Here is a 23175-nt window from a genome sequence, read left to right on the forward strand (position 1 = left end):
GGGTCTCAGAAGAGCGGCTCGGGGAGCACCCCTTCCAGGGCGAGCAGCCTCCGTTTGGTCTCCAGGCCGCCCCCGAAGCCGCCTATGCCACCGCCGCTCTCGACGACCCGGTGACAGGGCACCACCACCGGCAGTGGATTGGCGCCCATCGCCATGCCCACGGCCTGGGCGGCGCCCGGCTGTCCCACCCGGCCGGCCAGGTCGCCGTATCCGACGACCGTGCCGTACGGCACGCCCGAGGCCAGTTCGCGCAGGACCTCCCGGTTGAAGCCGGAGATCAGCGACCAGTCCAGCGGCAGGTCGAAGTCGCGTCGCTCACCGGCGAAGTAGGCCTCGACCTGGCGTATCGCCTCGGCCAGCAGCGGGGAGCCGGGCGCCTCGACGGGCTCGGTGCCCAGCCGCGACGCCAGCCGCTCGACCGCCCGGTCCCGCACCGCGTCCGTGGCGTGGAAGACGACGTTGACCAGGCCGCCCCGGCTCGCGGCCAGCAGCAACGGCCCGATCCCGCTCTCGACGACCGCCCACACGACCCGCGGCTCGACCCGCCCTTGGCTGTCCATACGCCCCACAGTAGGACCAGCCACCGACAACGCCGCCCGGGCCGGGCCCCGGATCAGCCGCCCACGGCCTTCCGCACCACATCCGGCTTGTTCGTGATGATCCCGTCGACCCCGTATCCGGCGATCCGCCGGGCCGTCCTCGTGTCGTCGACCGTCCAGGCGAAGACCTCCATCGGCCTGCCGTGCGGTCCGTCGAACGCCTGCACGGAGGACACGTACGCCGGGGAGAGCGAGCTGTGGGAGGGGTTGATCTGGTCGGCGAACTCGGCGTAGCCGAGCAGGTCCGACACCGGCGGCGTTCCCAGGAGGCCGGTTTTCACGCCGGGCTTCAGCTCGTGCACCGTCCGCACACTGTCCGCCCTGAAACTCTGCACGATCAGCCGGCCGGCCAGATGCGACCGGTCGAGCCAGCCCTCGTTGCTGAGGACCTTCAGTGTCTGCCGCTCGATGCCCGGGTACAGCTCCGGGTTCTTGACCTCCAGGAGCAGCTTCTGGTGATGACGCTCCAAGCGCCGCAAAAACTGCGCCAGTGTCGGCACGCGTGCGCCCGCGTACGCGGGTCCGAACCAGCTGCCCGCGTCCAGCCGTGCGATCTCCGCGGCGGTGAAGTCCTTCACCTTCCAGGGAGCCCGGCCGGGGAAGACCTCCTCGGCGTCGGTGGTGCGCCGCAGGTTGTCGTCGTGGATGACGACCAGCTCGCCGTCCCGGGTCCGCTGCACGTCGTTCTCCAGCCAGCGGATGCCCAGCTCCGCCGCTCTGTCCACGGCGGCCAGGGTGTTCTCGGGCGCGTACGCGGAGGCACCCCGGTGCGCGATGACCAGCGGCGACGTGTGCCCTCCCGCGGCCCGCGCGGGGAAGGCGGGGAACAGCAGGGCGGCGGTCCCCAGGAGTGCGGTGGCCGAGGCGGCAACAGCGCGCGCGTGCATGCGTACTCCTCGCGACGGGCGATCGGCGACATCACAGACAGCACAACTGTGACAGCAGAGGGTCAACGCGAGGGGGGCGCAGGATGGCCACACGTAGAACGGAGGTGACCCAACTCCGCTCACCGGTACCGCACAACTGCGGCAAGGGCGTGTTTCTTTGCCGGAAAGTCGTTCGACCATTCCGGTGGGGGTCATACTCTCTGCGTCAACCCTGACCGCTCGGCGGTCCTGGGAGGGGGCGCACATCAGGAATTCCGGGACGTACACGGGCGGGAAGGGCAGCCGCGCATGCAGGGCACGATCGACGGATTCAGCTATGGCCTGGTCACACCCCTGGTGGCCTACTTCATGGCCTGTCTCGGTGGCGCTCTCGGTTTGCGCTGCACCACGAGATCCATGCTCGTCTCGCAGTCCTGGCGGCCCGGCTGGCTCGCCCTCGGCTCCGCCGCCATCGGCTCCGGCATATGGACCATGCACTTCGTCGCGATGATGGGATTCACGGTCCGGGGGACCCCGATCCACTACGACAGGGCGATGACGTTCGCGAGCCTGGCCGTGGCGATCGTCATGGTGGGCGTCGGGATCTTCATCGTCGGCTACAGGGGAGCGCGCGGGACGGCCCTGTTCACCGGCGGGACCCTCACCGGCCTGGGCATCGCGTCGATGCACTACCTCGGCATGGCCAGCATGAGCCTGGACGGGCAGCTGGAGTACAACACCGTCACGGTCGGCATCTCCGTCGCCATCGCCATGGGTGCCGCCACCGCCTCCCTGTGGGCCGCCGGCCAGGTCAGGGGCTTTTTGTGGAGCGTGGGCGCCAGCCTCGTCATGGGACTGGCCGTCAGCGGCATGCACTACACCGGCATGGCCGCCCTCAGCGTCCACCTGCACGGCACGGCCGAACCCACCACGGGAGAGTCACCCGCGGCCCTGCTCGCTCCCATGCTGATCGGCCCGCTCGCCTTCCTGCTCCTCGCGGGCGTCGTGGTGATGTTCGACCCGCTGCTGGTCATGGGGAAGCCCACGGTCGTCCCCGTCGAGCACAAGCCCGGCATCCCCGCCCACACAGACGTCCGGCACTCCGCCCACCGCCTGCGGTTCCGCCCCCGCCGCACCGTGGAGCACCGGGTCTCCCGCACTCCGCAGAACCGCTGATCAGAGACCGTTGTCAGTGCGGGGTCGTACGGTGGATCCCATGCGGCCCGTTTCAAAGATCGAACGCACGGTGGCGCCCTTCGAGGTCGTCAGCCCCTACCAGCCGAACGGCGACCAGCCGACGGCCATCGCCGACCTCGCCCGGCGCATCGAGGCGGGTGAGAAGGACGTCGTGCTGCTCGGCGCGACCGGCACCGGCAAGTCCGCCACCACCGCGTGGATGATCGAGAAGCTCCAGCGCCCCACGCTCGTGATGGCGCCGAACAAGACGCTGGCCGCCCAGCTGGCGAACGAGTTCCGCGAGCTGCTCCCGAACAACGCCGTCGAGTACTTCGTCTCGTACTACGACTACTACCAGCCCGAGGCGTACGTCCCTCAGTCGGACACCTACATCGAGAAGGACTCCTCGATCAACGAGGAGGTCGAGCGCCTGCGCCACTCCGCGACCAACTCGCTGCTCACCCGCCGCGACGTCGTCGTGGTCGCCTCGGTCTCCTGCATCTACGGCCTCGGCACCCCGCAGGAGTACGTGGACCGCATGGTCCCCCTCCGCGTCGGCGAGGAGATCGACCGCGACGAGATGCTGCGCCGCTTCGTGGACATCCAGTACACGCGCAACGACATGGCCTTCACCCGCGGCACCTTCCGCGTCCGCGGCGACACCATCGAGATCTTCCCGGTCTACGAGGAGCTGGCCGTCCGCATCGAGATGTTCGGCGACGAGATCGAGGCTCTCTCCACCCTGCACCCGGTCACCGGCGAGATCATCAGTGACGACGAGCACCTCTACGTCTTCCCGGCCTCCCACTACGTCGCGGGACCCGAGCGCTTGGAGCGGGCCGTCAACGACATCGAGAAGGAGCTGGCCGAACGACTGACGGAGCTGGAGAAGCAGGGCAAGCTGCTGGAGGCCCAGCGCCTGCGCATGCGGACCACGTACGACATCGAGATGCTCCGCCAGATCGGCAGCTGCTCCGGCGTCGAGAACTACTCGATGCACTTCGACGGCCGCTCGCCCGGCTCCCCGCCGAACACCCTGCTGGACTACTTCCCGGACGATTTCCTCCTCGTCATCGACGAGTCGCACGTCACCGTCCCGCAGATCGGCGCCATGTACGAGGGCGACGCCTCCCGCAAGCGCACCCTCGTCGACCACGGCTTCCGGCTGCCCTCGGCCCTGGACAACCGCCCCCTGAAGTGGGAGGAGTTCCAGGAGCGCATCGGCCAGACGGTCTACCTGTCGGCCACTCCGGGCAACTACGAGATGTCCCGCTCGGACGGCTTCGTCGAACAGATCATCCGCCCCACGGGCCTCGTCGACCCGGAGGTCGTCGTGAAGCCCACCGAGGGTCAGATCGACGACCTGGTGCACGAGATCCGGCAGCGCACCGAGAAGGACGAGCGCGTCCTGGTCACCACGCTCACCAAGAAGATGGCCGAGGACCTCACGGACTACTTCCTGGAGCTGGGCATCCAGGTGCGCTATCTGCACAGCGACGTGGACACCCTGCGCCGTGTCGAACTGCTGCGTGAACTGCGCGCGGGTGAGTACGACGTGCTGGTCGGCATCAACCTCCTGCGTGAGGGTCTCGACCTGCCCGAGGTGTCCCTGGTGGCGATCCTGGACGCCGACAAGGAGGGCTTCCTGCGCTCCGGCACCTCGCTGATCCAGACCATCGGCCGCGCCGCGCGCAACGTGTCCGGCCAGGTCCACATGTACGCCGACAAGATCACCCCGGCGATGGAGAAGGCCATCGACGAGACCAACCGGCGCCGCGAGAAGCAGATCGCGTACAACACGGAGCGGGGCATCGACCCCCAGCCGCTCCGCAAGAAGATCAACGACATCGTCGCCCAGATCGCCCGCGAGGACATCGACACCGAGCAGCTGCTCGGCTCCGGCTATCGCAAGGCGAAGAAGGACGGCGGTGGCACCAAGGCGCCCGTGCCCTCCCTCGGCAAGGCCGCCGGTACGGACAGGTCCACCAAGGGTAAGGCCAAGGAGACGGTGCCGACCGACCGTCCCGCGGCCGAACTGGCCGGGCAGATCGAGGAGCTGACCGCGCGCATGCGGGCCGCCGCCGCGGAGCTCCAGTTCGAGATCGCGGCCCGGCTGCGCGACGAGGTCTCCGAGATGAAGAAGGAGCTGCGCCAGATGAAGGAGGCGGGTCTGGCGTGACAGCGTGCGCGTACGCGCAGTGTTGCAAGACCGACACAAAGTGCGGACCGGGGTACGTCACTGTCAGTGCCCCTGCGTAGGGTTCTGGTCAACCGCGACTACGCGGCAACAGGGGACGTTCGAGAGGGGAATCAGCGCGTGACCGTCAACATGACCAAGGGTCAGGCCATCAGTCTGCAGAAGAACGACGGTGGCAGCCTGACTGCGGTGCGCATGGGTCTCGGCTGGCAGGCGGCTCCCCGGCGCGGCCTGTTCGGCTCGCGCACGCGAGAGATCGACCTCGACGCCTCCGCCGTCCTGTTCGCGGACAAGCAGCCGGTCGACGTCGTCTTCTTCCGCCACCTGGTGAGCGACGACGGCTCGGTGCGCCACACCGGTGACAACCTCGTCGGCGGTGTCGGCCAGGGCGGCGACGACGAGGCGATCCTCGTCGACCTCGCGCGCATCCCGGTCCACATCGACCAGATCGTCTTCACCGTGAACTCCTTCACGGGGCAGACCTTCCAGGAGGTGCAGAACGCGTTCTGCCGCCTGGTCGACGAGACCAACGGCCAGGAGCTCGCCCGCTACACGCTCGCCGGCGGCGGCCAGTACACGGCCCAGATCATGGCCAAGGTCCACCGCTCGGGCCAGGGCTGGGCGATGACGGCCCTGGGCAACCCGGCCAACGGCCGTACCTTCCAGGACCTGATGCCGACCATCCTGCCGGTGCTCTGAGAGCACCCGGGCCCCCTGACCGGCTGGCCCGGCGGGCTGTACTCGACTCCACACAATGACACAGGGGGACGAAGGCGATGACGGCCGAGCTGGTGCGGGGGCAGAACCACCCGCTCTCCCAGTCCCGTCTCGAGATCCGGATCTCGGCCGGTACACCGATCGTGGCCGTGGCCGCGCTCGGCGACGAGAACGGCCGGATCCACGGGGCGGAGTGGGTGGCCCACCCGGGCGCTCCCACCCAGCCGGGTCTCGAGGTCTCCCGGCAGGCCGCCGCCGACCATCGCCTCGCGGTGGACCTGGACGCCGTGCCGGAGGCCGTCCACCGTGTGAGCGTGCTGCTCGCCCTGCCCGCCGGGGGGACGGGCCCGGCCCGTTTCGGCGCGGTGGCCGCCCCCTTCGTCGCCGTCACCGGCCTCGACGGCGGCGAGGTCGCCAGCTACACCATCACCGGTCTGGAGGCCGAGTCGGCCGTCATCGCCCTGGAGCTCTACCGCCGGCAGGGCGCTTGGAAGGTGCGCGCCGTCGGCCAGGGGTACGCGGGGGGCCTCGCCGAACTCCTCACCGACCAGGACCTGCCGCAGGCCCACCGGCTCGCCGGCAGCATCGACGACGCGGTGACCCAGGGGCTGGCCCGCTCGGTACAGGCGCCCCCGCCGCGCACGGCGGACGGCGACCGCTCCCGGCAGGCGGCGGCTCCCGCCCTCGGCCCGGACCAGGGCGGCACCGCGCCCCAGCCCGGACCCGTCCCACCGATGTCCCCTTACGGCGGTCAGACGCCGGGCGGTCCCGGGCAGCCCGCCCCGCAGCAGCCGTCGTATCCCCCCTCCACGCCGGACCCGAGCGCCGTCAACCAGCCGTCCGCGCCCGCGACCGGCGGCCCGATCGACTACAGCCACCCCCGCCGCCAGAACGCCGCTCCGCCCCCGCCCCCGCCGTCCGCGCCGCCGTCCGCGCCCGGGCAGCCCGCACAGCCCGTCGCGGGCGACGCGACCGGCTGGTCCATGGAGGAGCGGCTCTACAACCAGGTGTGGGGCATGTTCGAGGACCTGGCCCGCACCACCGCCGCCTACCGCAGCGCTGTCGACTTCGCCGAGTCACGCATGGACAAGGAGCTGGAGCAGGTCCTCTCCGACCCGCGCAGCCGGATCGGCGGGCAGGGCGACGCCGCCCGAGAGGCGGCCCGGGCCCGGCACGCCCAGCTCGTCGCCCAGGCCCGGGAGGCCCTCGACCGTGACCTCACCCAGCTCGCGGCGGAGGCCGACGTCGTCGAACCGGCGCTGCCGCCCGCGTACGCCCGCTGGGACAACCCGGTGTGGCACGCCTACCGGGTGCCGATGGAGATCCCCATGGCTCTGCGCCTGGGCGACCTCCACCTCCCCGAGGCCGACCGGATCCGCATCCCGATGCTGGTCCGGCTGCCGCTGGAGCGCGGGTTGTGGATCGACAGCGGACCGGCCGGATCGTCCGACGGTTCGTTCACCGACTCCCACGCCATGAGCCGTCTCGCCATGGAGACGGCGGTCGCGCTCGCGGCCCGGCTGCTCGCGGTCTACCCGGGGGGTGAGTTCACCGTCCACGTCGTCGACCCGGCCGGGTCGGGAGCGCAGCCGCTGGCGCCCCTCGTGCAGACCGGTGTGCTCGCGGCCCCGCCCGCGCGCGGCGCCGCCGGGGTGGCGGACGTGCTGGGCCGGCTCACCCAGCGGGTCGACCTGGTGCAGATGGCGGTCCGGGGCGGCGCCGCCGACTCCCTCCCGCCCGGCTTCGACACCTCCCAGCAGCTCCTGATCGTCAACGACTTCCCGCACGGTTTCGACGACCGGGCCGTGAACCAGCTGCGGTACCTCGCCGACGAGGGTCCCGCCTTCGGCGTCCACCTGATGATGGTGGCCGACCGGGAGGAGTCCTCCGGATACGGGCCCTTGCTCGACCCGCTGTGGCGTTCGCTGCTGCGACTGACACCGGTGGCCGACGATCACCTCGCCGACCCGTGGGTCGGTCATGCCTGGACATACGAGCCGTCGTCCGTGCCGCCCGGCAGCCAGGTCCTCCATCAGGTGCTCACCCAGGTGGCCACCGCCCGCACCAAGTACACGTAAAGCCCTCTGACCAGGGATTTTGGCCTTTCTTTTACCAAGCACTTTACCTTTTCTTGGGGATTGGGGTACTGTCGACGGCACGGAGGGGAGTACTCCCTGTCTGCTGCGGCGTACCCGTCAATACGGATCAGGCCAGATCCCGGGGCGTCGGCCCATCCTTGGGTGGAAGAGACCTCCGGCAGCGACGACGCTGACATTGCCGTTACGACTGCCGGAGGCGCAGTGGATGTTTCCGTGACCCTATGGGTCCTGACGATCGTGGGTCTCGCCGCCCTGATCGCGGTCGACTTCTTCATCGGCCGCAAGCCGCACGACGTGTCGATCAAGGAAGCCGGGATCTGGACGATCGTCTGGATCGTGCTGGCCGTGCTCTTCGGGCTCGGGCTGCTCCTGTTCGCCGGCGGCCGTCCCGCCGGTGAGTTCTTCGCCGGCTTCATCACCGAGAAGTCCCTCAGCGTCGACAACCTCTTCGTCTTCGTCCTGATCATGGCGAAGTTCGCGGTGCCGTCGCAGTATCAGCAGCGTGTGCTGCTGATCGGTGTCCTCATCGCCCTGGTCCTGCGGGCCATCTTCATCGCCGCCGGTGCGGCGATCCTCGCCAGCTTCGCGTGGGTGTTCTACATCTTCGGGGCCTTCCTCATCTGGACCGCCTGGAAGCTCATCAAGGAGGCCCGGGCGGACGAAGAGGACGAGGACTGGGAGGAGAACAAGCTCCTCAAGGCCGCCGAGCGCCGCTTCGGCGTGGCGGACCGGTACCACGGCACCAAGCTGTGGATCGAGGAGAACGGCAAGCGGGTCATGACCCCGATGCTGGTCGTGATGCTGGCCATCGGCACCACCGACGTGCTCTTCGCCCTCGACTCCATCCCCGCGATCTTCGGCCTGACCCAGGACCCGTACATCGTCTTCACGGCCAACGCGTTCGCCCTGATGGGGCTGCGTCAGCTGTACTTCCTCATCGGCGGCCTGCTGAGGAAGCTGGTCCACCTCAGCTACGGCCTGTCGATCATCCTCGGCTTCATCGGCGTCAAGCTGGTGCTGCACGCGCTGCACGAGTCCGGGGTGCACGTCCCCGAGATCAGCATTCCGGTCTCGCTCGGCGTGATCTGCTCCGTCCTGATCGTCACCACGATCACCAGCCTGCGCGCTTCCAGGAAGCAGGCGGCGGCCGAGGTGACGCAGGGGAAGACCGAAGGCGCTCCGAAGGACAGCATCGACGTCTGACCACGTCGGACGTGGAACAACCATCACCGGGACCGGTGCTCGGCGAATTGCCGACCACCGGTCCCGGTGCTTGCTTGTTTCCTGAGCGCGTTCCCCGGCCCGGGGGCGCCGTGGCCGGCTCGAGACGCCGTGAAGTTCGTGCAGATCATCGACTTCGAGACCAAGCGCCTTGAGGAGATGCAGCAGGTCCTCGAGGAGGCGGGGCGGCACAACGCCGACCGGACGGGCGGTCCCACCCACAGCACCCCCGGCTCACCCCGCAGCGGCCTCCACAGCCGCATCCGCCCGCACCGGACGCGTCTCCGGCAGCAACGCGAAGCACCCGAGGCTGACCAGCGCGATCGCCGTCAGATACGCGGCCACGCCCCAGGGCACCCGCCCGCTCTGCTCGGCCAGGGCCGTCGCCACGATCGGTGTGAGCGCGCCACCGGCCACCCCGCCGAGGTTGTAGCCGACGGCGGCGCCGGTGCAGCGCACCCGCGGCTCGTACAGCTCCGGCAGATACGCGGCGATCACGGCGAACATCGTGATGAACGCGAGCATCGCCCCGAGGAAACCGAGGAACATCGGCAGCGGCGCCCCGGTGGCGAGGAGCGCGACCATCGGGAACATCCACAGAGCGGCGGCCGCACAACCGGCCAGACACAGCGGCCGCCGGCCGTAGCGGTCACCGAGCAGCGCCACCAGCGGAGTGAGAGCGCCCTTCACGAGCACCGCGCCCATGATGCAGGTCAGCATGACGCTGCGGCTCACCCCGAGCCGCTCCGTCCCATAGGCGAGGGACCAGGTCGTCACCGCGTAGAAGATCGCGTAGCCGATCGCGAGTCCCCCGCCGGTCAGCAGGAGGAGCCGCCAGTGGTCGCGGACGACCTCGGCGAGCGGCACGCGCGCGTGGTCGTCGATCCCGAGGAAGCTGGGGCTCTCGGCGAGCGACGACCGCAGCCACAACCCCACGACGGCCAGCACCCCCGCCGCCCAGAACGGCACCCGCCACCCCCACGCGGCGAACTGCGCCTCGGTCAGCGTCGAGGACAGCCCCAGCACCACACCGTTGGCGAGCAGGAACCCCAGTGCGGGCCCGACCTGCGGGAAGCTCGACCACAGGGCGCGTCGTTCGGCAGGCGCGTGCTCCACGGCCAGCAGCACCGCCCCGCCCCACTCCCCGCCGAGCCCCAGCCCCTGGAGGAAGCGCAGCACCAGGAGCAGCAGGGGAGCGGCCACACCGATCGTGTCGTACGTCGGCACGCAGCCGACCGCGACCGTGGAGGCTCCGGTCAGCAGCAGGGAGGCGACGAGGACCGGCCGCCGCCCCCGCCGGTCGCCGATGTGCCCGAACAGCACCGACCCGAGCGGCCGGGCCACGAAGCCCACACCGAAGGTGGCGAACGCGGCCAGTGTCCCGGCCACCGGGGAGAAGGTCGGAAAGAACAGCGGCCCCAGGATGAGGGCCGCCGCTGTGCCGTAGACGAAGAAGTCGTAGAACTCGATGGCCGTGCCCGCCAGGGAGGCGGCCGCGAGGCGCGGCATGGAGGGTGTTCTCACGGTGCGTACGTCGTGCATGCCGCCTCAACTACCCACCGTGACCGTCGGTTACGGGGGCGCGTGGAGGGCTTGGAGGCCCTCAGTACATGACCGTGATGCGCCGGGCGGGTCCGTCCACGCGCACGGTGCCGCCGTACGGGATCACCAGTTGCGGATCGGTGTGCCCGAAGTCCACGTCGAAGACGATCGTGGCCTCGGGGGCGTAGGCCCGCATGGCGCGCAGGACGGCCTCCCGCTGGTCGGCCGCGTAACGGGTGGCTTGCGCAGGGGCGTTGGGCCGTTCCAGGGACCATGTCTTCGGCCGGCCCATGAGCAGGGCCGGGAAGCGGCTCAGCAGCCCGCGCTCGCCCATGCTGCGCAGGGTGTGGAAGACCTCCGTGGCGCTCGGCATGCCCTCCGAGGTCTCCAGGAGCAGCACACCGCCGTCGTACTCGGAGGGGTCGCGCGCGATCTCCCGGTCAGCCATCAGCAGCCAGGCGAGGACTTCCAGGCAGCCGCCCCAACTGCGGCCCTCGACGGCCCGGTCGGGGTTCACCCAGGTCCAGCCGGTGCCGGGCCGGGTCTCGGGTTCCGCGTCGAAGGTCGCCGGGTCCGCCCAGTCCCGGTCGATGTCGCGCCACCGCTCGGCGGGCCTCAACTCGTACGGTCCCGTGGTGAACAGGGCCGCGCGCAGGGACTCGGCGGTCTGCGGATGCATGGCCCCGGGGCGGCCCAGTTCGCACATCACGCTCCCGCCGTGGAAGCCGACGACGCCGCAGGTGCGCAGGAAGGCGAGCAGGTTCGTGTTGTCGCTCATCCCGAAGAACGGCTTCGGGTTCGCCCGGACCAACTCCCGGTCCAGGTAAGGCAGCACGGTGATCTGGTCGTCGCCGCCGATCGACGCGATGACGGCCTTGATCTCCGGGTCGGCGAAAGCGGCGTGGATGTCGGCGGCCCGCTCCTGGGGGGTCGCGCCCATCGTGCGGGTCGCCGGATACTCGACCGGCTCCAGCCCGTACTCCTCGCGCAGCCGATCCAGGCCCAGCTCGTAAGGGAGCGGGAAGAGCCCCGGCAGGCCGGAGGAGGGCGAGACGACGGCTATGCGGTCACCGGGGGACGGCTTGGGCGGACACGTCGGGCTGGTCAGGCTCGTCATGCCGGGAGGCTAAGGCCCGGCGTGCTGCCGGCGCACCGTGATAAACCGGCCGCGCGCACTGGGGAGGTTCGCTCACGCACCGGGGCAGGGCCGCTGTGCGCACTGGGGGAGGTTCGGCTCGCGCGCCGGGGCAGGGCCGCCGCGCACCGTGATAGACCGGCTGTGAGCAGCGGTCCCCACGGGCCGCCCGACCGCCCGACCCTCAACGGACCGGAGGAACCGTGCCCCGCACCCTGGCCCACGCCCCGATCATGATCCTCAACGGCCCCAACCTGAACCTGCTCGGCCGACGCCAGCCGGAGATCTACGGCTCCGACACCCTCGCCGACGTCGAGGCCCTGTGCGCCAAGGCGGCTGCGGCGCACGGCGGCACGGTCGACTTCCGCCAGTCCAACCACGAGGGCGAACTGGTCGACTGGATCCACGAGGCGCGGCTGAACCACTGCGGCATCGTGATCAACCCCGGTGCCTACTCGCACACCTCGATCGCCATCCTTGACGCCCTCAACACCTGTGACGGCCTCCCGGTGCTGGAGGTCCACATCTCCAACATCCACCAGCGCGAGTCGTTCCGGCACCACTCCTATGTCTCGCTGCGCGCCGACGGCGTCATCGCGGGCTGCGGCGTGCAGGGGTACGTGTTCGGTGTGGAGCGCGTCGCGGCCCTGGCGGGGGTGGGCACGGCGGACGCGTGAGCCTGCAGTGCTGTGAACGAACCTCGCACGCCGCCGTGCCGGCGGGTGCCGGGGCCGCCGGCCGAGGGCGGGGATCGACAGGCCGGCGGCCCATCCGCCCAGGAGCCGTCATCCTGCGCGGGGCTGGCACCAGTTGACTGCGCAACGAGGTTCGAGGGGAGCGCACGTGCGGCACCGGCGTGTGCGAACGATTCACACGGGGCGCGTGGGCGGCTCACCACCCACTGCGTATGCGCCCCCGCGCAGCCACTCACCCCCCGCGTGGCGTCACCACCCGCGTGCAAGCGTCACCATCCCCGTGCGTGCGTCACCACCCGCGTGCGTGCCACTCCGGCAGGTGCGGGCGTTCCGCGCCCAGGCTCGTGTCGTCGCCGTGCCCGGGGTAGACCCAGGTCTCGTCCGGGAGGGCACCGAAGATCTTGGTCTCGACGTCGTGGATGAGCCTGGCGAACGCCTTCGGATCCTTGTGGGTGTTGCCCACACCGCCGGGGAACCCGATGTCGCCGGAGAAGGTCGCGCTGTCGAACCAGCGCCCTGGAAGGTCACGGAACCGAACTCGGCGTCGCCCTGGAAGGTTGCCGAATCGAACCTGCACAGCTGTCGTGTCTCCGACTAGAGTGCCCGACTCTCCCGGTAGGGCCTGGTGTTGGCGCCTGGGTGAGTGCTCCTGAGCATGACCATGTCTTAAGCCTCCGGAGTGGAGTGCTGCTGTCACGGATTCTGGTGACGACAGCTCGTGGGCTGTCCGGGCACACGAGCTGCCGCATCTCCGTGCGAGCGGTTTCAACACCTGTGCGTGAACCCTCCTGGCCGCTTCGGACAACAGGGGGTGGAATGCAATCCACTCCTACTGCACGAAGAAGCGAGGGCCTCGTGGGGGAGCCACCCACCGAAGACGCGCTGGTCATCCAGGAATCCCTGGAGCGGCCGGAGATATTCGCCAGGCTTTACGACAGACACGCCGCCGAGATCCACTGGTATGTGATGCGCCGGCTGGGCGACAGCCACGCCGACGACATCACGGCGCAGACCTTCCTCATCGCCTTCCGCAACCGCGCCCGCTACGACGTCGCGCGCGCCAGTGCCCGGCCGTGGCTCTACGGCATCGCGGGCAACCTCATCGGCAGCCACCGCCGCTCCGAGGTGCGGGCGCTGCGGGCGCTGGCCCGTACCGGCGTCGACCCGGTGGCCGAGTCCTGGTCGGAACGGGCCGACGAGCGGGTGACGGCCGAGGCCTCGCAGCAGGCGCTGGCCGGGGCGATCGCGGCCTTGCCCGGGAAGGACCGGCATGTGCTGCTGCTGGTCGCCTGGGCGGACCTCACCTACCAGGAGTGTGCCGACGCCCTCGGGGTGCCGGTCGGCACGGTCCGCTCCCGGTTGAACCGGGCGCGGCGCAAGATGCGGAAGGCGCTCGGCGCCGACCCCACCCTCGTAAGCGACCACAACGAGGCGGTAACCCATGGATGACATGACCAAGCTGCACGAGTGGCGCGCCGATGCGCCGACGCCGGACCGGGCGCGGTTGGTTCCCGGCCGCCAGAAGCTGCTGGGAGCAGCGCAGCAGGGCTCTGCCCGCAGGATGCGGCTGGATTGGCGCGTGACGGCTGCGGGAGGTGCCGCGACAGTGATCACCATCGCGGTGATGGTGGCCATGCTCGTCGGTGGCGGTGGACCCGAGCGCGGCGTGCAGCCTGCCGGCCCCGACCTGACGTCCGCGACGGCACTCCTGGGGCAGGCGGCGGAAGTGGTGTCGCAGCAGCCGGATCTGCATCCGCGAGACGGCCAGTGGGTCTACCTGAAGACCGCGCAGTGCCGATCCGGAGCGTCGGACGCGGCGCCCGATGCCAAGCCCGAGGTGAGCGAGGAGTGGGTCCAGTACGACAGCCCCGTGAGGGAGGACGACAAGGACGGCGACACCGAGCCCTCGCAGCGGCGGCTGTATCGTCTGCTCGCCTCGCTGCCGGACGATCCCGCCGAGATCCGGAAGCAGGCGGCGGACCTGTTCCCCATGGGCAAGGACACCGGCTTGACGCGTGAGCAGGTCGAGACCTTCGCGCTCCTGGCGACCCTCGACGAGGCCTATCCCGTGCATCCGCAGGGGATGGCCAAGCTGTACCGGGCCCTCGCCGCGGACCCCCGAATCGAGGTGGTGCCGCACCTGGTGAAGGACCCCATGGGGCATGACGCCATCGCCATATACCCGGACCTGGGCAGCAAGGCCGTTCAGCGCCGGGAGTACCTCCTCGACCCCGACACCTTCCAGTACCAGGGAACCCAGTCGGTCGCGGTGCGCGACTACGAGGAGAAGTATGAGGACGGCTCGTCGGCCGGGCGCTCGTACAAGAAGGGCGAGGTCACATTCTGCGAGATGAAGATGACCCAGTCCCTCGTCGACCGTGACGGTGAGAAGCCCTGAACCGACCGGGCGGCAGTGGCCCAGTGCTCGTGAGCCTTGCGCGGGCCGACCCGGCGGCGCCGAGCGGCACAGCCGCTGCGCAGAGGTGGAGGGGCCGCCTGGCCCGGCCCGCTCCGCCATCGCGAGCTCGCTGACCGGGCTGAAACTCTGGCGGCAGTCAGACACCTGCTCGTTGTTCTGGTCTTTGTCCAACGCGCCGTCATGGAGCGGCGGCCCATGGTCACCAGCGCGTGCGGCCCGCCGTGGACGGGCCGCTGTGTTGGTGGGTGTATGGGGGGCGTTCCCCCGCGTTCATGGGCGGCGGGCCACGGCGCTGGGATCCGCTCCAGGTCTCGGTTGGTGCTGAATTGAGACGGAAGCGTCCCCGACGGCCACTTCGCCTGCGTGCAGCAGGCCAGGCTGACCGTGGCCACAGCGGTGACCCTGGGCTCGGGTCCGGTACTGGTCACCATCGGAGCCCGGCTCACACTGGGCGAGCGCAGCGGCGCCGCCGGAACCGTCGCGGTGGCGAGCGGCGTCGCCGGTCTGGTGCTGCTGATGGGGGGTGCGGACGGGAGCACCGGCCCCGCTCCCCTCCTGGGTATCGGATACGCGCTGCTCTCCGCCGCCGGCTACGCGGGCGTGACGTTGCTGGGCCGCTTCGCCGGCCGAGAGAACGCGGGTGGCGCGTTCGAGTCCACGGTGACCGGCTTCGCGGTGGGCACGGTGTGCCTTCTGCCGACGGCTCTGCTGGAAGGCCTCCTGCCCGACATGGAGCGTCCGGCATGGACCGCGGGCCTGATCCTCTACCTGGGGGCCGTGCCGACGGCGCTGGCGTACCCGTTGTTCGGCCTCTGCGTCTTACGGGCGACCACGGCCTCCGTCGTCGCCTTGGTGGAACCGCTCACCGCGGCGGTCGTCGGCAGCCTGGTCTTCGGCGACCGGCTCAACGCGATCGTTCTCACCGGCAGGGTTCTTCTGCCGCTCGCCGTGCTGTTCCGCGCCGCCGACGAGCGGTTCGGCCGAGAGGCTTCCCGAAGGGCGCCGAGTGCTGACCACGGCCAGCGCACGTGGCCTCCGGCCATACGGGTCGGGGACTGACGTCGAAGTGCCATGCACAGGGCGGGCGATGGGCCAGCGGCTTCTCGTGATCGCGCAAACCGGTGCGGATGCGCTCTGCCTCTGCCGGGGTGAGGCTGGCGGCATGGCTTCCGCCCGTGTTCGTACCCGCCCGACGAGGACGGCGGGCGGCGGGCCGGAAGAGCGGGGCTACCACCAGGGAGGCAACCATGACTATCCGTACCTACGTCTCAACGACTGTGCGGAACGACCGTGTCGACGACGTTCTCCACGCGCTGGAGGATGTGGATCCGGATGCGATCGTAGCCTCTGTCAACCGATCGGACGCTCCTGACGTCCCCGCCGGCGTATCGGTCTCGCTGACCGGCGATGTCCGTGAGGCGGTGAAGAAGCAGCTCGATGTTATTCCCGATCTGGAGTGCGAGATTGACGTGCGGGACACCGCGGATCTGTGAGCCGGACATGCGGATGGCCCCCCGCCCGGTCTTGGTGACCAAGCGGGGGCCATCCATCTGTGCACCCGCCGGCAGACCCGGAGCCGGAGCTCTGGACGCAACCGTCCGTGGAGCATGGCGCTCATCGAGCGCCGAACGGGCCTGAACGCGCGACCGCCCCCTCTTCGGTTCGAAACGGGGGCGGTCGTCGTTGGACGGTTACCAGCCTCTTGCGCGCCACTCCGCAAGGTGGGGCCGCTCCGTGCCGAGGGTGGTGTCGTCGCCGTGGCCGGGGTAGATCCACGTCTCGTCGGGCAGGACGTCGAACAGCTTGGTTTCCAGGCCGTCCATCAGGGAGTTGAACTCTTCCGGACGTGTTGTCCGACCAGGACCGCCCGGGAAGAGACAGTCCCCGGTGAACACATGGGGGTGCCCGTGCGGGTCGTCGTAGACGAGGGCGATCGAACCGGGCGTGTGCCCGACCAGGTGGCGCGCGGTGAGTTCCACGCGCCCCACCCGGACGGTGTCGCCGTCGTCGACCAGCACGTCGGTCCGTACGGGAATGCCGTCGGCGTCCTCCCGGCCCGCGTAGGTGCGGGCGCCGGTGGCCGCCACGACCTCGGCGAGCGCCTGCCAGTGGTCGCCGTGCCGGTGGGTCGTGACGACGGACGCGATGCCGTCGTCACCGATCATGCCGAGCAGCGTGTCCGCCTCGTTCGCGGCGTCGATCAGCAACTGCTCGTCCGTGGCCCGGCAGCGCAGCAGATAGGCGTTGTTGTTCATCGGACCCACCGCGATCTTGGTGATCATCAGGTCCTTGAGCTCGTGCACATCGGCCGGTCCGCCGACCGTCACCTCTCCGCTGTACGTCATGTCCGCCAGCCTATAGCGGGGGAGCGGCAGCGGTCCTGCAGCCGGGACGCGGCACTACAGCGGGGGCAGCGCGGGAAGAGGCCCCCCGTCCACCGTCAGTGCGGCCCCCGTGCGGCGGCCGGCCAGCCAGCCCAGCAGGTCCGCCGGGGAGCCCGTGACGGTCACCCCCGGTCCGCCCTGCGCGTCCCGTCCCGTCGTCCACGCGCGGGTGCCGTCCGTGAGGCGTGCGGACGGTACGTCCGGGTGCCCGGTGAACCGGTCGGCGAGGAAGTCGATCTCCCGCTCGGTGAAGGCCGCCGGAAGGTCCTCCAGCTCGTATCCGATCCCCAGGTCCACGTGATGCAGCTCCACCTCGGCCCACCGCCGGAACGGCACCCGGGATGCGGAGTCCGTGACCCCGTTGCGCAGCTCCACCGTGCGCGACCAGTCCGCCGGAGCCTCCCCGGTCTCCTGGAAGCGGGCCGCGCTCTCGCGCAGGTCGGCGAGCTGGTCGTCGAGGGCGCGCGGCGCGTCGCGCTCGATGTCCGCGTCCCGGGTTTCCCCGGAGACGTACATGGGGCGCCCCTCGAGCACGTTCACCAGGGCGTCCGCGTTGCGGGCGAGGTGGGCCAGGACATGGCCGCGGCTCCAGCCGGGCAGCCGTGACGGCTCCGTCACAGAGGCGTTGTCCAGTGTGCCGACTGCGGTCAGCAGCCGTTCCGTCGCGTCACGTACAGACGCCAGGTCATGAGCGTGATCAATCATGGTGCTGACCCTAGCTCTGCCACTCCTTCGGGTGAAGGTGGTGAAGCAGTGCCGTAAATCGAAAGCACGTGCTATATGGTCGGACGTGGCGTCGGGCATGCTGGAGAGCCGGGGTTTGTTGGCAACCCGTGAATCCGACCGGCGTTGTCAGTGGCTCCCCCTAGTCTGAGAAAGACGGGGGCCCCGCCCCTGTCACTTCTCTCAAGAAAGGTGCGGACCGGCGTGGCCGACCGTCTCATCGTTCGTGGAGCGCGCGAGCACAACCTCAAGAACGTCTCGCTCGACCTCCCGCGCGACTCGCTCATCGTCTTCACGGGCCTGTCGGGGTCGGGCAAGTCCTCGCTGGCCTTCGACACCATCTTCGCCGAGGGCCAGCGGCGCTACGTCGAGTCGCTCTCCTCGTACGCCCGGCAGTTCCTCGGCCAGATGGACAAGCCGGACGTCGACTTCATCGAGGGCCTCTCCCCGGCGGTCTCCATCGACCAGAAGTCGACCTCGCGCAACCCGCGCTCCACGGTCGGCACGATCACCGAGGTCTACGACTACCTGCGGCTGCTCTTCGCGCGCATCGGCAAGCCGCACTGCCCCGAGTGCGGGCGTCCGATCTCCCGCCAGTCGCCGCAGGCCATCGTCGACAAGGTCCTGGAGCTGCCCGAGGGCAGCCGCTTCCAGGTGCTGTCGCCGCTGGTGCGTGAGCGCAAGGGCGAGTTCGTCGATCTCTTCGCCGACCTCCAGACCAAGGGCTACTCCCGCGCGCGGGTGGACGGCGAGACGATCCAGCTGTCGAACCCGCCCACGCTGAAGAAGCAGGAGAAGCACACCATCGAGGTGGTCGTCGACCGTCTCACGGTGAAGGACTCCGCGAAGCGCCGCCTCACCGACTCCGTCGAGACCGCCCTCGGCCTGTCCGGCGGCATGGTCGTGCTCGACTTCGTCGACCTCCCCGAGGACGACCCCGAGCGCGAGCGCATGTACTCGGAGCACCTGTACTGCGCGTACGACGACCTGTCCTTCGAGGAGCTCGAGCCCCGCTCCTTCTCCTTCAACTCGCCCTTCGGCGCCTGCCCGGACTGCACCGGCATCGGCACGCGCATGGAGGTCGACCCGGAGCTGATCGTCCCGGACCCGGACAAGAGCCTCGACGAGGGTGCCATCCACCCTTGGTCGCACGGCCACACCAAGGACTACTTCGGCCGCCTGATCGGCGCCCTCGCCGACGCGCTGGGCTTCCGTACGGACATCCCCTTCGCCGGACTGCCGCAGCGCGCCAAGAAGGCCCTGCTCCACGGCCACAAGACCCAGGTCGAGGTCCGCTACCGCAACCGCTACGGGCGTGAGCGCCGCTACACCACGGCCTTCGAGGGCGCCGTCCCGTTCGTCAAGCGCCGGCACAGCGAGGCCGAGAGCGACTCCAGCCGTGAGCGCTTCGAGGGCTACATGCGCGAGGTGCCCTGCCCGACCTGTGAAGGCACGCGTCTGAAGCCGGTCGTCCTCGCGGTCACGGTCATGGGCAGGTCCATCGCGGAGGTTTCCGCGATGTCCATCAGCGACTGCGCGGACTTCCTGGGCGAACTGAAGCTGACGGCCCGCGACAAGAAGATCGCCGAGCGGGTGCTGAAGGAGGTCAACGAACGGCTGCGGTTCCTGGTCGACGTCGGCCTGGACTACCTCTCGCTCAACCGCGCGGCCGGCACCCTCTCCGGCGGCGAGGCCCAGCGCATCCGCCTGGCCACCCAGATCGGCTCCGGCCTCGTCGGCGTCCTGTACGTCCTCGACGAGCCGTCCATCGGTCTGCACCAGCGCGACAACCACCGGCTGATCGAGACCCTGGTCCGGCTGCGCGACATGGGCAACACGCTCATCGTCGTCGAGCACGACGAGGACACCATCAAGACCGCCGACTGGATCGTCGACATCGGCCCCGGCGCCGGTGAGCACGGCGGCAAGGTCGTGCACAGCGGCTCACTGAAGGAGCTCCTCGCCAACGCCGAGTCGCAGACCGGGCAGTACCTGTCCGGGAAGAAGGCCATCCCGCTGCCCGGCATCCGGCGCCCGCTGGACCCGTCCCGGCAGCTCACGGTGCACGGCGCCCGGGAGAACAACCTCCAGGACATCGACGTCTCGTTCCCCCTGGGCGTGTTCACCGCCGTCACCGGCGTCTCCGGCTCCGGCAAGTCGACCCTGGTCAACGACATCCTGTACACGCACCTGGCCCGCGAGCTGAACGGCGCGCGGAGCGTGCCCGGGCGGCACACGCGCGTGGACGGCGACGACCTCGTCGACAAGGTCGTGCACGTGGACCAGTCGCCCATCGGCCGCACCCCGCGCTCCAACCCGGCCACCTACACCGGCGTCTTCGACCACGTCCGCAAGCTGTTCGCCGAGACCACCGAGGCGAAGGTCCGCGGCTACCTGCCCGGCCGCTTCTCCTTCAACGTCAAGGGCGGCCGCTGCGAGAACTGCGCGGGCGACGGCACCATCAAGATCGAGATGAACTTCCTCCCGGACGTCTACGTCCCGTGCGAGGTCTGCCACGGCGCCCGGTACAACCGGGAGACCCTTGAGGTCCACTACAAGGGCAAGTCCATCGCCGACGTCCTGAACATGCCGATCGAGGAGGCCACGGAGTTCTTCGAGGCCGTCCCCGCGATCTCCCGCCACATGAAGACCCTGAAGGACGTCGGCCTCGGCTACGTCCGGCTCGGCCAGTCCGCGACCACCCTGTCCGGCGGTGAGGCCCAGCGCGTCAAGCTCGCCAGCGAGCTCCAGCGCCGTTCCACCGGCCGCACGGTCTACGTCCTGGACGAGCCGACCACCGGTCTGCACTTCGAGGACATCAGCAAGCTGCTGACGGTCCTGTCCGGACTGGTGGACAAGGGCAACACGGTCATCGTCATCGAGCACAACCTCGACGTGATCAAGACCGCCGACTGGATCGTCGACATGGGCCCCGAAGGCGGCGCCGGCGGCGGTCTGGTCGTCGCCGAGGGCACGCCCGAGCAGGTGGCCGGTGTCCCGGCCAGCCACACCGGCAAGTTCCTGCGGGAGGTCCTCGGCGCCGACCGCGTCAGCGACGCCTCCCCGGTGAAGGCGCCGCGCAAGACGACGGCCCGCAAGACGGTCGCGGCCAAGACGGCATCGGCCCGCAAGACCGCCACCAAGACGGTCGACAGCACGGCCGCCAAGAAGACGGCGGCCAAGACCACCAAGGCCGCCGCGAAGAAGGCGACCCGGACCGTCAAGGGCTGAGGCCCCTCGCCGAACGCGCCGTGCCCCACAGGAAACCTCCTGTGGGGCACGGCGCGTTCGGTGTGCGAGGCAGGCGTTCTCCTGCCCCCCGGCGCGCTGCGGGCGGTCGCGACGGGGAGGCCGGCTGAGCACCCTCGACGCCACACCGGGCACTCCTGCCTCCGTCAGCCCTCCAGTTCGTGCGCGTACGGCGGTTCCGCCCCGGCCCGCGAGCAGGTGACAGCCGCCGCGCGGGCCGCGAAGCCCAGCAGCTCCGTCCATCCGTCGGGGCCCAGTCCGTCCAGCGCCCGGGCGCTGAGGGCGTCACGTACCGCGAGCCCGTGCAGCAGGGCCGCGTTGACCGTGTCGCCCGCGCCGATCGTGTCCACGACCTCCACGCGTTCGCCCGGCACCGCGTACTCGCCGCCGTCGGCGGTGAAGGCGGTCAGCCCGTCGCCGCCCCGGGTGATCACGACCGCCGCCGGACCGGCCGCCAGCCACTCCTGGGGCGTGCCCCCGAGCCACTCGGCGTCCTCCTCGGACAGCTTCAGCAGTGACACCGCCGGCAGCCAGTTCTCGAACCGTGCCCGGTAGGCGTCCGCGTCCGGAATCAGACCGGCCCTGATGTTCGGGTCCAGCGCGGTGAACACGCCCTGCGCGGCCGCCCGGCGCATCAGCTCCTCGTACGCGCTCGCCCCCGGCTCCAGCACCAGGGAGCAGGTGCCGAAGGACACCGCGCGGGTGCCGGACGGCAGCGCGGAAGGCGCCTTGAACAGCCGGTCCGCCGTCCCGTCGACGTAGAAGGAATACGCCGCCGAGCCGTCCGCGCCGACCGTGGCGACGGCCAGCGTCGTCGGCTCGGTGCCCCGCTGCACCGAGGACACGTCGACGCCGGTCTCGCGCAGCCGGTCCAGCAGGGCCTCTCCGAAGGCGTCGGACGACACCCGGGAGCAGAAGGAGGCGGGGGAGCCGAGCCGGCCCAGCGCCACGGCCGTGTTGTACGGGCCGCCGCCGAGCGCGGGCCGCAGCGCCGCCAGGGCACCCGTGCCCTGCGGTACCAGGTCGATCAGTGCCTCACCGGCGACGACGATCACGACGGGGTTCCCTTCTCGAACAGATCGGAGCAGCCGCACGACGTGCGGTGGACGAAGGTGCAGGGGAGCCGCACGGTCCGGGCGGGCCGGTCCGGCTCGTCGAGACGATCCAGGAGCACGCGGACGGCCCGGGCGCCGATCTCCTTGCCGGGCTGCGCGATCGCGGTGAGCCGGGGCGAGAACAGATCCGCCCAGGCGAAGTCGTCGAAGCAGCACAGCGCGATGTCGCCCGGCACGGACAGGCCGTGCGCGCTCAGGGCACGCAGCACCCCGATGGTCATGGCGTTGTTGCCGGTGACCAGCGCGGTGGGCGGCACGCCCAGGGACAGCAGGGCCGCGGTGGCCTGCTCGGCACCGGCAGACTCCGAGTCGCCGTGCACCAGCAGCCGCTCGTCGTACGGCAGCCCCGCGAACGCGAGACCGCTGCGGTAGCCGGTGATCCGCTCGCTCGTGGTGCTGAGCCCCGGCCGCCCCGCCACCAGCCCGATCCGCCGGTGACCGAGCCCGGCGAGATGGGTGACCAGCCCGGACGTCGGTTCGGCGTTGTCTGCGCACACCTGGTCGAAGCGCGGGCCGCCGTCCTCACCGGGCGCGTCCACCAGCCGGTCCAGGAACACGGCCGGTACGTCGTGCCGCCCCAGGTAGGCGAGCAGCCCGCGCGGATCGGCGGAGGGCGCGACGATCATGCCGTCCACCCGGCGCTCGTGCAGCAGCTGGACGACCTTGCGCTCGTGCTCCGGGTCGTCGTGCGGGTCGGCGATCAGCAGGCTGTAGCCGGCCTCCAGCGCGGCGGCCTCGACACCCTGGAGGATCTCCGTGAAGTACGGGTTGCTGATCGCCGACACCGCCAGTCCGATGGACCGGGTGCGGGCCGTCACCAGGGAACGGGCCAGTGTGTTCGTGGTGTAGCCGAGCTCCTCCACGGCGTCCAGGACCGCCCGGCGGGTGTGCGGCAGTACCGGCCGGGTGCCGTTCAGCACATGCGAGACCGTCGCCACGGAGACACCGGCGCTCCGCGCGACGTCGGACATGGTCGCCATGCCGCTCCCGCCTCCTCTGTCAGGTCCAGGCGGGGAACGTATCGCATCCGACCATGCG

19 protein-coding genes and 1 pseudogene are annotated in these 23175 nt (G+C 70.4%); 11 read left to right on the forward strand and 9 right to left on the reverse strand.

Annotated features, from left to right (window positions below; translation table 11 throughout):
• Positions 1–5: 5 nt before the first annotated feature.
• Positions 6–560, reverse strand: a complete 555-nt coding sequence (locus ACFU3E_RS19375) for a methylated-DNA--[protein]-cysteine S-methyltransferase (RefSeq protein WP_384159297.1) — start codon at positions 558–560, stop codon at positions 6–8.
• A gap of 53 nt (positions 561–613) precedes the next feature.
• Positions 614–1486 carry a glycerophosphodiester phosphodiesterase gene (locus ACFU3E_RS19380; protein WP_384159300.1) on the reverse strand — a complete coding sequence of 291 codons (873 nt, stop codon included), beginning with the start codon at positions 1484–1486 and terminating at the stop codon, positions 614–616.
• A 288-nt stretch (positions 1487–1774) separates the two neighbouring features.
• On the opposite strand from ACFU3E_RS19380, the gene ACFU3E_RS19385 reads away from it, so the two are divergent.
• The 5 genes from ACFU3E_RS19385 to ACFU3E_RS19405 all read left to right on the forward strand — a co-directional run bounded on the left by ACFU3E_RS19385 (position 1775) and on the right by ACFU3E_RS19405 (position 8857).
• Positions 1775–2641 carry an MHYT domain-containing protein gene (locus ACFU3E_RS19385; RefSeq protein WP_384159303.1) on the forward strand — a complete coding sequence of 289 codons (867 nt, stop codon included), beginning with the start codon at positions 1775–1777 and terminating at the stop codon, positions 2639–2641.
• Positions 2642–2681: 40 nt separating this feature from the next.
• On the forward strand, positions 2682–4820 hold the full coding sequence (gene uvrB / locus ACFU3E_RS19390) for an excinuclease ABC subunit UvrB (protein ID WP_384159306.1): 2139 nt from the start codon (positions 2682–2684) through the stop codon (positions 4818–4820).
• A gap of 138 nt (positions 4821–4958) precedes the next feature.
• Complete coding sequence (locus ACFU3E_RS19395; RefSeq protein ID WP_384159308.1) at positions 4959–5537, forward strand: TerD family protein; 579 nt, start codon at positions 4959–4961, stop codon at positions 5535–5537.
• Positions 5538–5614: 77 nt separating this feature from the next.
• Positions 5615–7633 (forward strand): TerD family protein, encoded by a 2019-nt coding sequence (locus ACFU3E_RS19400; protein ID WP_384159311.1) that lies wholly within the window; start codon positions 5615–5617, stop codon positions 7631–7633.
• Positions 7634–7855: 222 nt separating this feature from the next.
• Positions 7856–8857, forward strand: a complete 1002-nt coding sequence (locus ACFU3E_RS19405) for a TerC/Alx family metal homeostasis membrane protein (protein WP_384159314.1) — start codon at positions 7856–7858, stop codon at positions 8855–8857.
• 252 nt (positions 8858–9109) lie between these two features.
• On the opposite strand, the gene ACFU3E_RS19410 is transcribed toward ACFU3E_RS19405, so the two are convergent.
• Positions 9110–10384 carry an MFS transporter gene (locus tag ACFU3E_RS19410; RefSeq protein WP_384159317.1) on the reverse strand — a complete coding sequence of 425 codons (1275 nt, stop codon included), beginning with the start codon at positions 10382–10384 and terminating at the stop codon, positions 9110–9112.
• 94 nt (positions 10385–10478) lie between these two features.
• Positions 10479–11534 (reverse strand): S66 peptidase family protein, encoded by a 1056-nt coding sequence (locus tag ACFU3E_RS19415; RefSeq protein WP_384159320.1) that lies wholly within the window; start codon positions 11532–11534, stop codon positions 10479–10481.
• 221 nt (positions 11535–11755) lie between these two features.
• Here ACFU3E_RS19415 and aroQ point away from each other — a divergent pair, with 221 nt between their 5' ends.
• A complete protein-coding gene (gene aroQ / locus ACFU3E_RS19420; protein WP_384159323.1) occupies positions 11756–12229 on the forward strand; it encodes a type II 3-dehydroquinate dehydratase in 474 nt (157 codons plus the stop codon).
• Positions 12230–12536: 307 nt separating this feature from the next.
• On the opposite strand, the pseudogene ACFU3E_RS19425 reads toward aroQ, so the two are convergent.
• Positions 12537–12740: pseudogene (locus tag ACFU3E_RS19425) on the reverse strand (MBL fold metallo-hydrolase); the annotation flags it as partial.
• Between the two features lie 362 nt (positions 12741–13102).
• Between ACFU3E_RS19425 and ACFU3E_RS19430 the strand changes: the two are divergent.
• The 4 genes from ACFU3E_RS19430 to ACFU3E_RS19445 all read left to right on the forward strand — a co-directional run bounded on the left by ACFU3E_RS19430 (position 13103) and on the right by ACFU3E_RS19445 (position 16159).
• A complete protein-coding gene (locus ACFU3E_RS19430; RefSeq protein ID WP_384159326.1) occupies positions 13103–13696 on the forward strand; it encodes an RNA polymerase sigma factor in 594 nt (197 codons plus the stop codon).
• Positions 13689–14645 (forward strand): CU044_5270 family protein, encoded by a 957-nt coding sequence (locus ACFU3E_RS19435; protein WP_384159330.1) that lies wholly within the window; start codon positions 13689–13691, stop codon positions 14643–14645. Before ACFU3E_RS19430 ends, ACFU3E_RS19435 begins: the two co-directional genes overlap by 8 nt.
• Positions 14646–15029: 384 nt before the next feature.
• Positions 15030–15725 carry a DMT family transporter gene (locus ACFU3E_RS19440; RefSeq protein WP_384159332.1) on the forward strand — a complete coding sequence of 232 codons (696 nt, stop codon included), beginning with the start codon at positions 15030–15032 and terminating at the stop codon, positions 15723–15725.
• Positions 15726–15913: 188 nt separating this feature from the next.
• Positions 15914–16159: a hypothetical protein gene (locus tag ACFU3E_RS19445; RefSeq protein ID WP_030967227.1), complete on the forward strand. Its 246-nt coding sequence runs from the start codon at positions 15914–15916 to the stop codon at positions 16157–16159.
• Between the two features lie 198 nt (positions 16160–16357).
• Here ACFU3E_RS19445 and ACFU3E_RS19450 read toward each other — a convergent pair whose 3' ends face one another.
• Together ACFU3E_RS19450 and ACFU3E_RS19455 are read right to left on the reverse strand one after the other, a co-directional pair.
• Positions 16358–17011 (reverse strand): MBL fold metallo-hydrolase, encoded by a 654-nt coding sequence (locus tag ACFU3E_RS19450; RefSeq protein ID WP_384159335.1) that lies wholly within the window; start codon positions 17009–17011, stop codon positions 16358–16360.
• A gap of 54 nt (positions 17012–17065) precedes the next feature.
• A complete protein-coding gene (locus ACFU3E_RS19455; protein WP_384159338.1) occupies positions 17066–17755 on the reverse strand; it encodes a maleylpyruvate isomerase family mycothiol-dependent enzyme in 690 nt (229 codons plus the stop codon).
• Positions 17756–17977: 222 nt separating this feature from the next.
• On the opposite strand from ACFU3E_RS19455, the gene uvrA reads away from it, so the two are divergent.
• Positions 17978–21004: an excinuclease ABC subunit UvrA gene (gene uvrA / locus ACFU3E_RS19460; RefSeq protein WP_384159341.1), complete on the forward strand. Its 3027-nt coding sequence runs from the start codon at positions 17978–17980 to the stop codon at positions 21002–21004.
• Positions 21005–21168: 164 nt separating this feature from the next.
• Here uvrA and ACFU3E_RS19465 read toward each other — a convergent pair whose 3' ends face one another.
• Together ACFU3E_RS19465 and ACFU3E_RS19470 are read right to left on the reverse strand one after the other, a co-directional pair.
• Positions 21169–22077, reverse strand: a complete 909-nt coding sequence (locus tag ACFU3E_RS19465; RefSeq protein WP_384159344.1) for a carbohydrate kinase — start codon at positions 22075–22077, stop codon at positions 21169–21171.
• Positions 22074–23117, reverse strand: a complete 1044-nt coding sequence (locus ACFU3E_RS19470; protein ID WP_384159347.1) for a LacI family DNA-binding transcriptional regulator — start codon at positions 23115–23117, stop codon at positions 22074–22076. The genes ACFU3E_RS19465 and ACFU3E_RS19470 overlap by 4 nt, the downstream gene beginning before the upstream one ends.
• Positions 23118–23175: the final 58 nt, after the last annotated feature.

Source organism: Streptomyces sp. NPDC057424 (assembly GCF_042803315.1).
Classification (GTDB): domain Bacteria; phylum Actinomycetota; class Actinomycetes; order Streptomycetales; family Streptomycetaceae; genus Streptomyces.

What these genes read in the sequence shown, in the direction of transcription:
- ACFU3E_RS19435 (WP_384159330.1), top strand. Translation starts at nt 13,689, where the DNA reads ATGGATGACATGACCAAGCTGCACGAGTGGCGCGCCGATGCGCCGACG.
- ACFU3E_RS19385 (WP_384159303.1), top strand. Translation starts at nt 1,775, where the DNA reads ATGCAGGGCACGATCGACGGATTCAGCTATGGCCTGGTCACACCCCTG.
- ACFU3E_RS19470 (WP_384159347.1), bottom strand. Translation starts at nt 23,117, where the DNA reads ATGGCGACCATGTCCGACGTCGCGCGGAGCGCCGGTGTCTCCGTGGCG.
- ACFU3E_RS19450 (WP_384159335.1), bottom strand. Translation starts at nt 17,011, where the DNA reads ATGACGTACAGCGGAGAGGTGACGGTCGGCGGACCGGCCGATGTGCAC.
- ACFU3E_RS19415 (WP_384159320.1), bottom strand. Translation starts at nt 11,534, where the DNA reads ATGACGAGCCTGACCAGCCCGACGTGTCCGCCCAAGCCGTCCCCCGGT.
- ACFU3E_RS19375 (WP_384159297.1), bottom strand. Translation starts at nt 560, where the DNA reads ATGGACAGCCAAGGGCGGGTCGAGCCGCGGGTCGTGTGGGCGGTCGTC.
- ACFU3E_RS19400 (WP_384159311.1), top strand. Translation starts at nt 5,615, where the DNA reads ATGACGGCCGAGCTGGTGCGGGGGCAGAACCACCCGCTCTCCCAGTCC.
- ACFU3E_RS19410 (WP_384159317.1), bottom strand. Translation starts at nt 10,384, where the DNA reads ATGCCGCGCCTCGCGGCCGCCTCCCTGGCGGGCACGGCCATCGAGTTC.
- ACFU3E_RS19445 (WP_030967227.1), top strand. Translation starts at nt 15,914, where the DNA reads ATGACTATCCGTACCTACGTCTCAACGACTGTGCGGAACGACCGTGTC.
- uvrB (WP_384159306.1), top strand. Translation starts at nt 2,682, where the DNA reads ATGCGGCCCGTTTCAAAGATCGAACGCACGGTGGCGCCCTTCGAGGTC.
- ACFU3E_RS19455 (WP_384159338.1), bottom strand. Translation starts at nt 17,755, where the DNA reads ATGATTGATCACGCTCATGACCTGGCGTCTGTACGTGACGCGACGGAA.
- ACFU3E_RS19380 (WP_384159300.1), bottom strand. Translation starts at nt 1,486, where the DNA reads ATGCACGCGCGCGCTGTTGCCGCCTCGGCCACCGCACTCCTGGGGACC.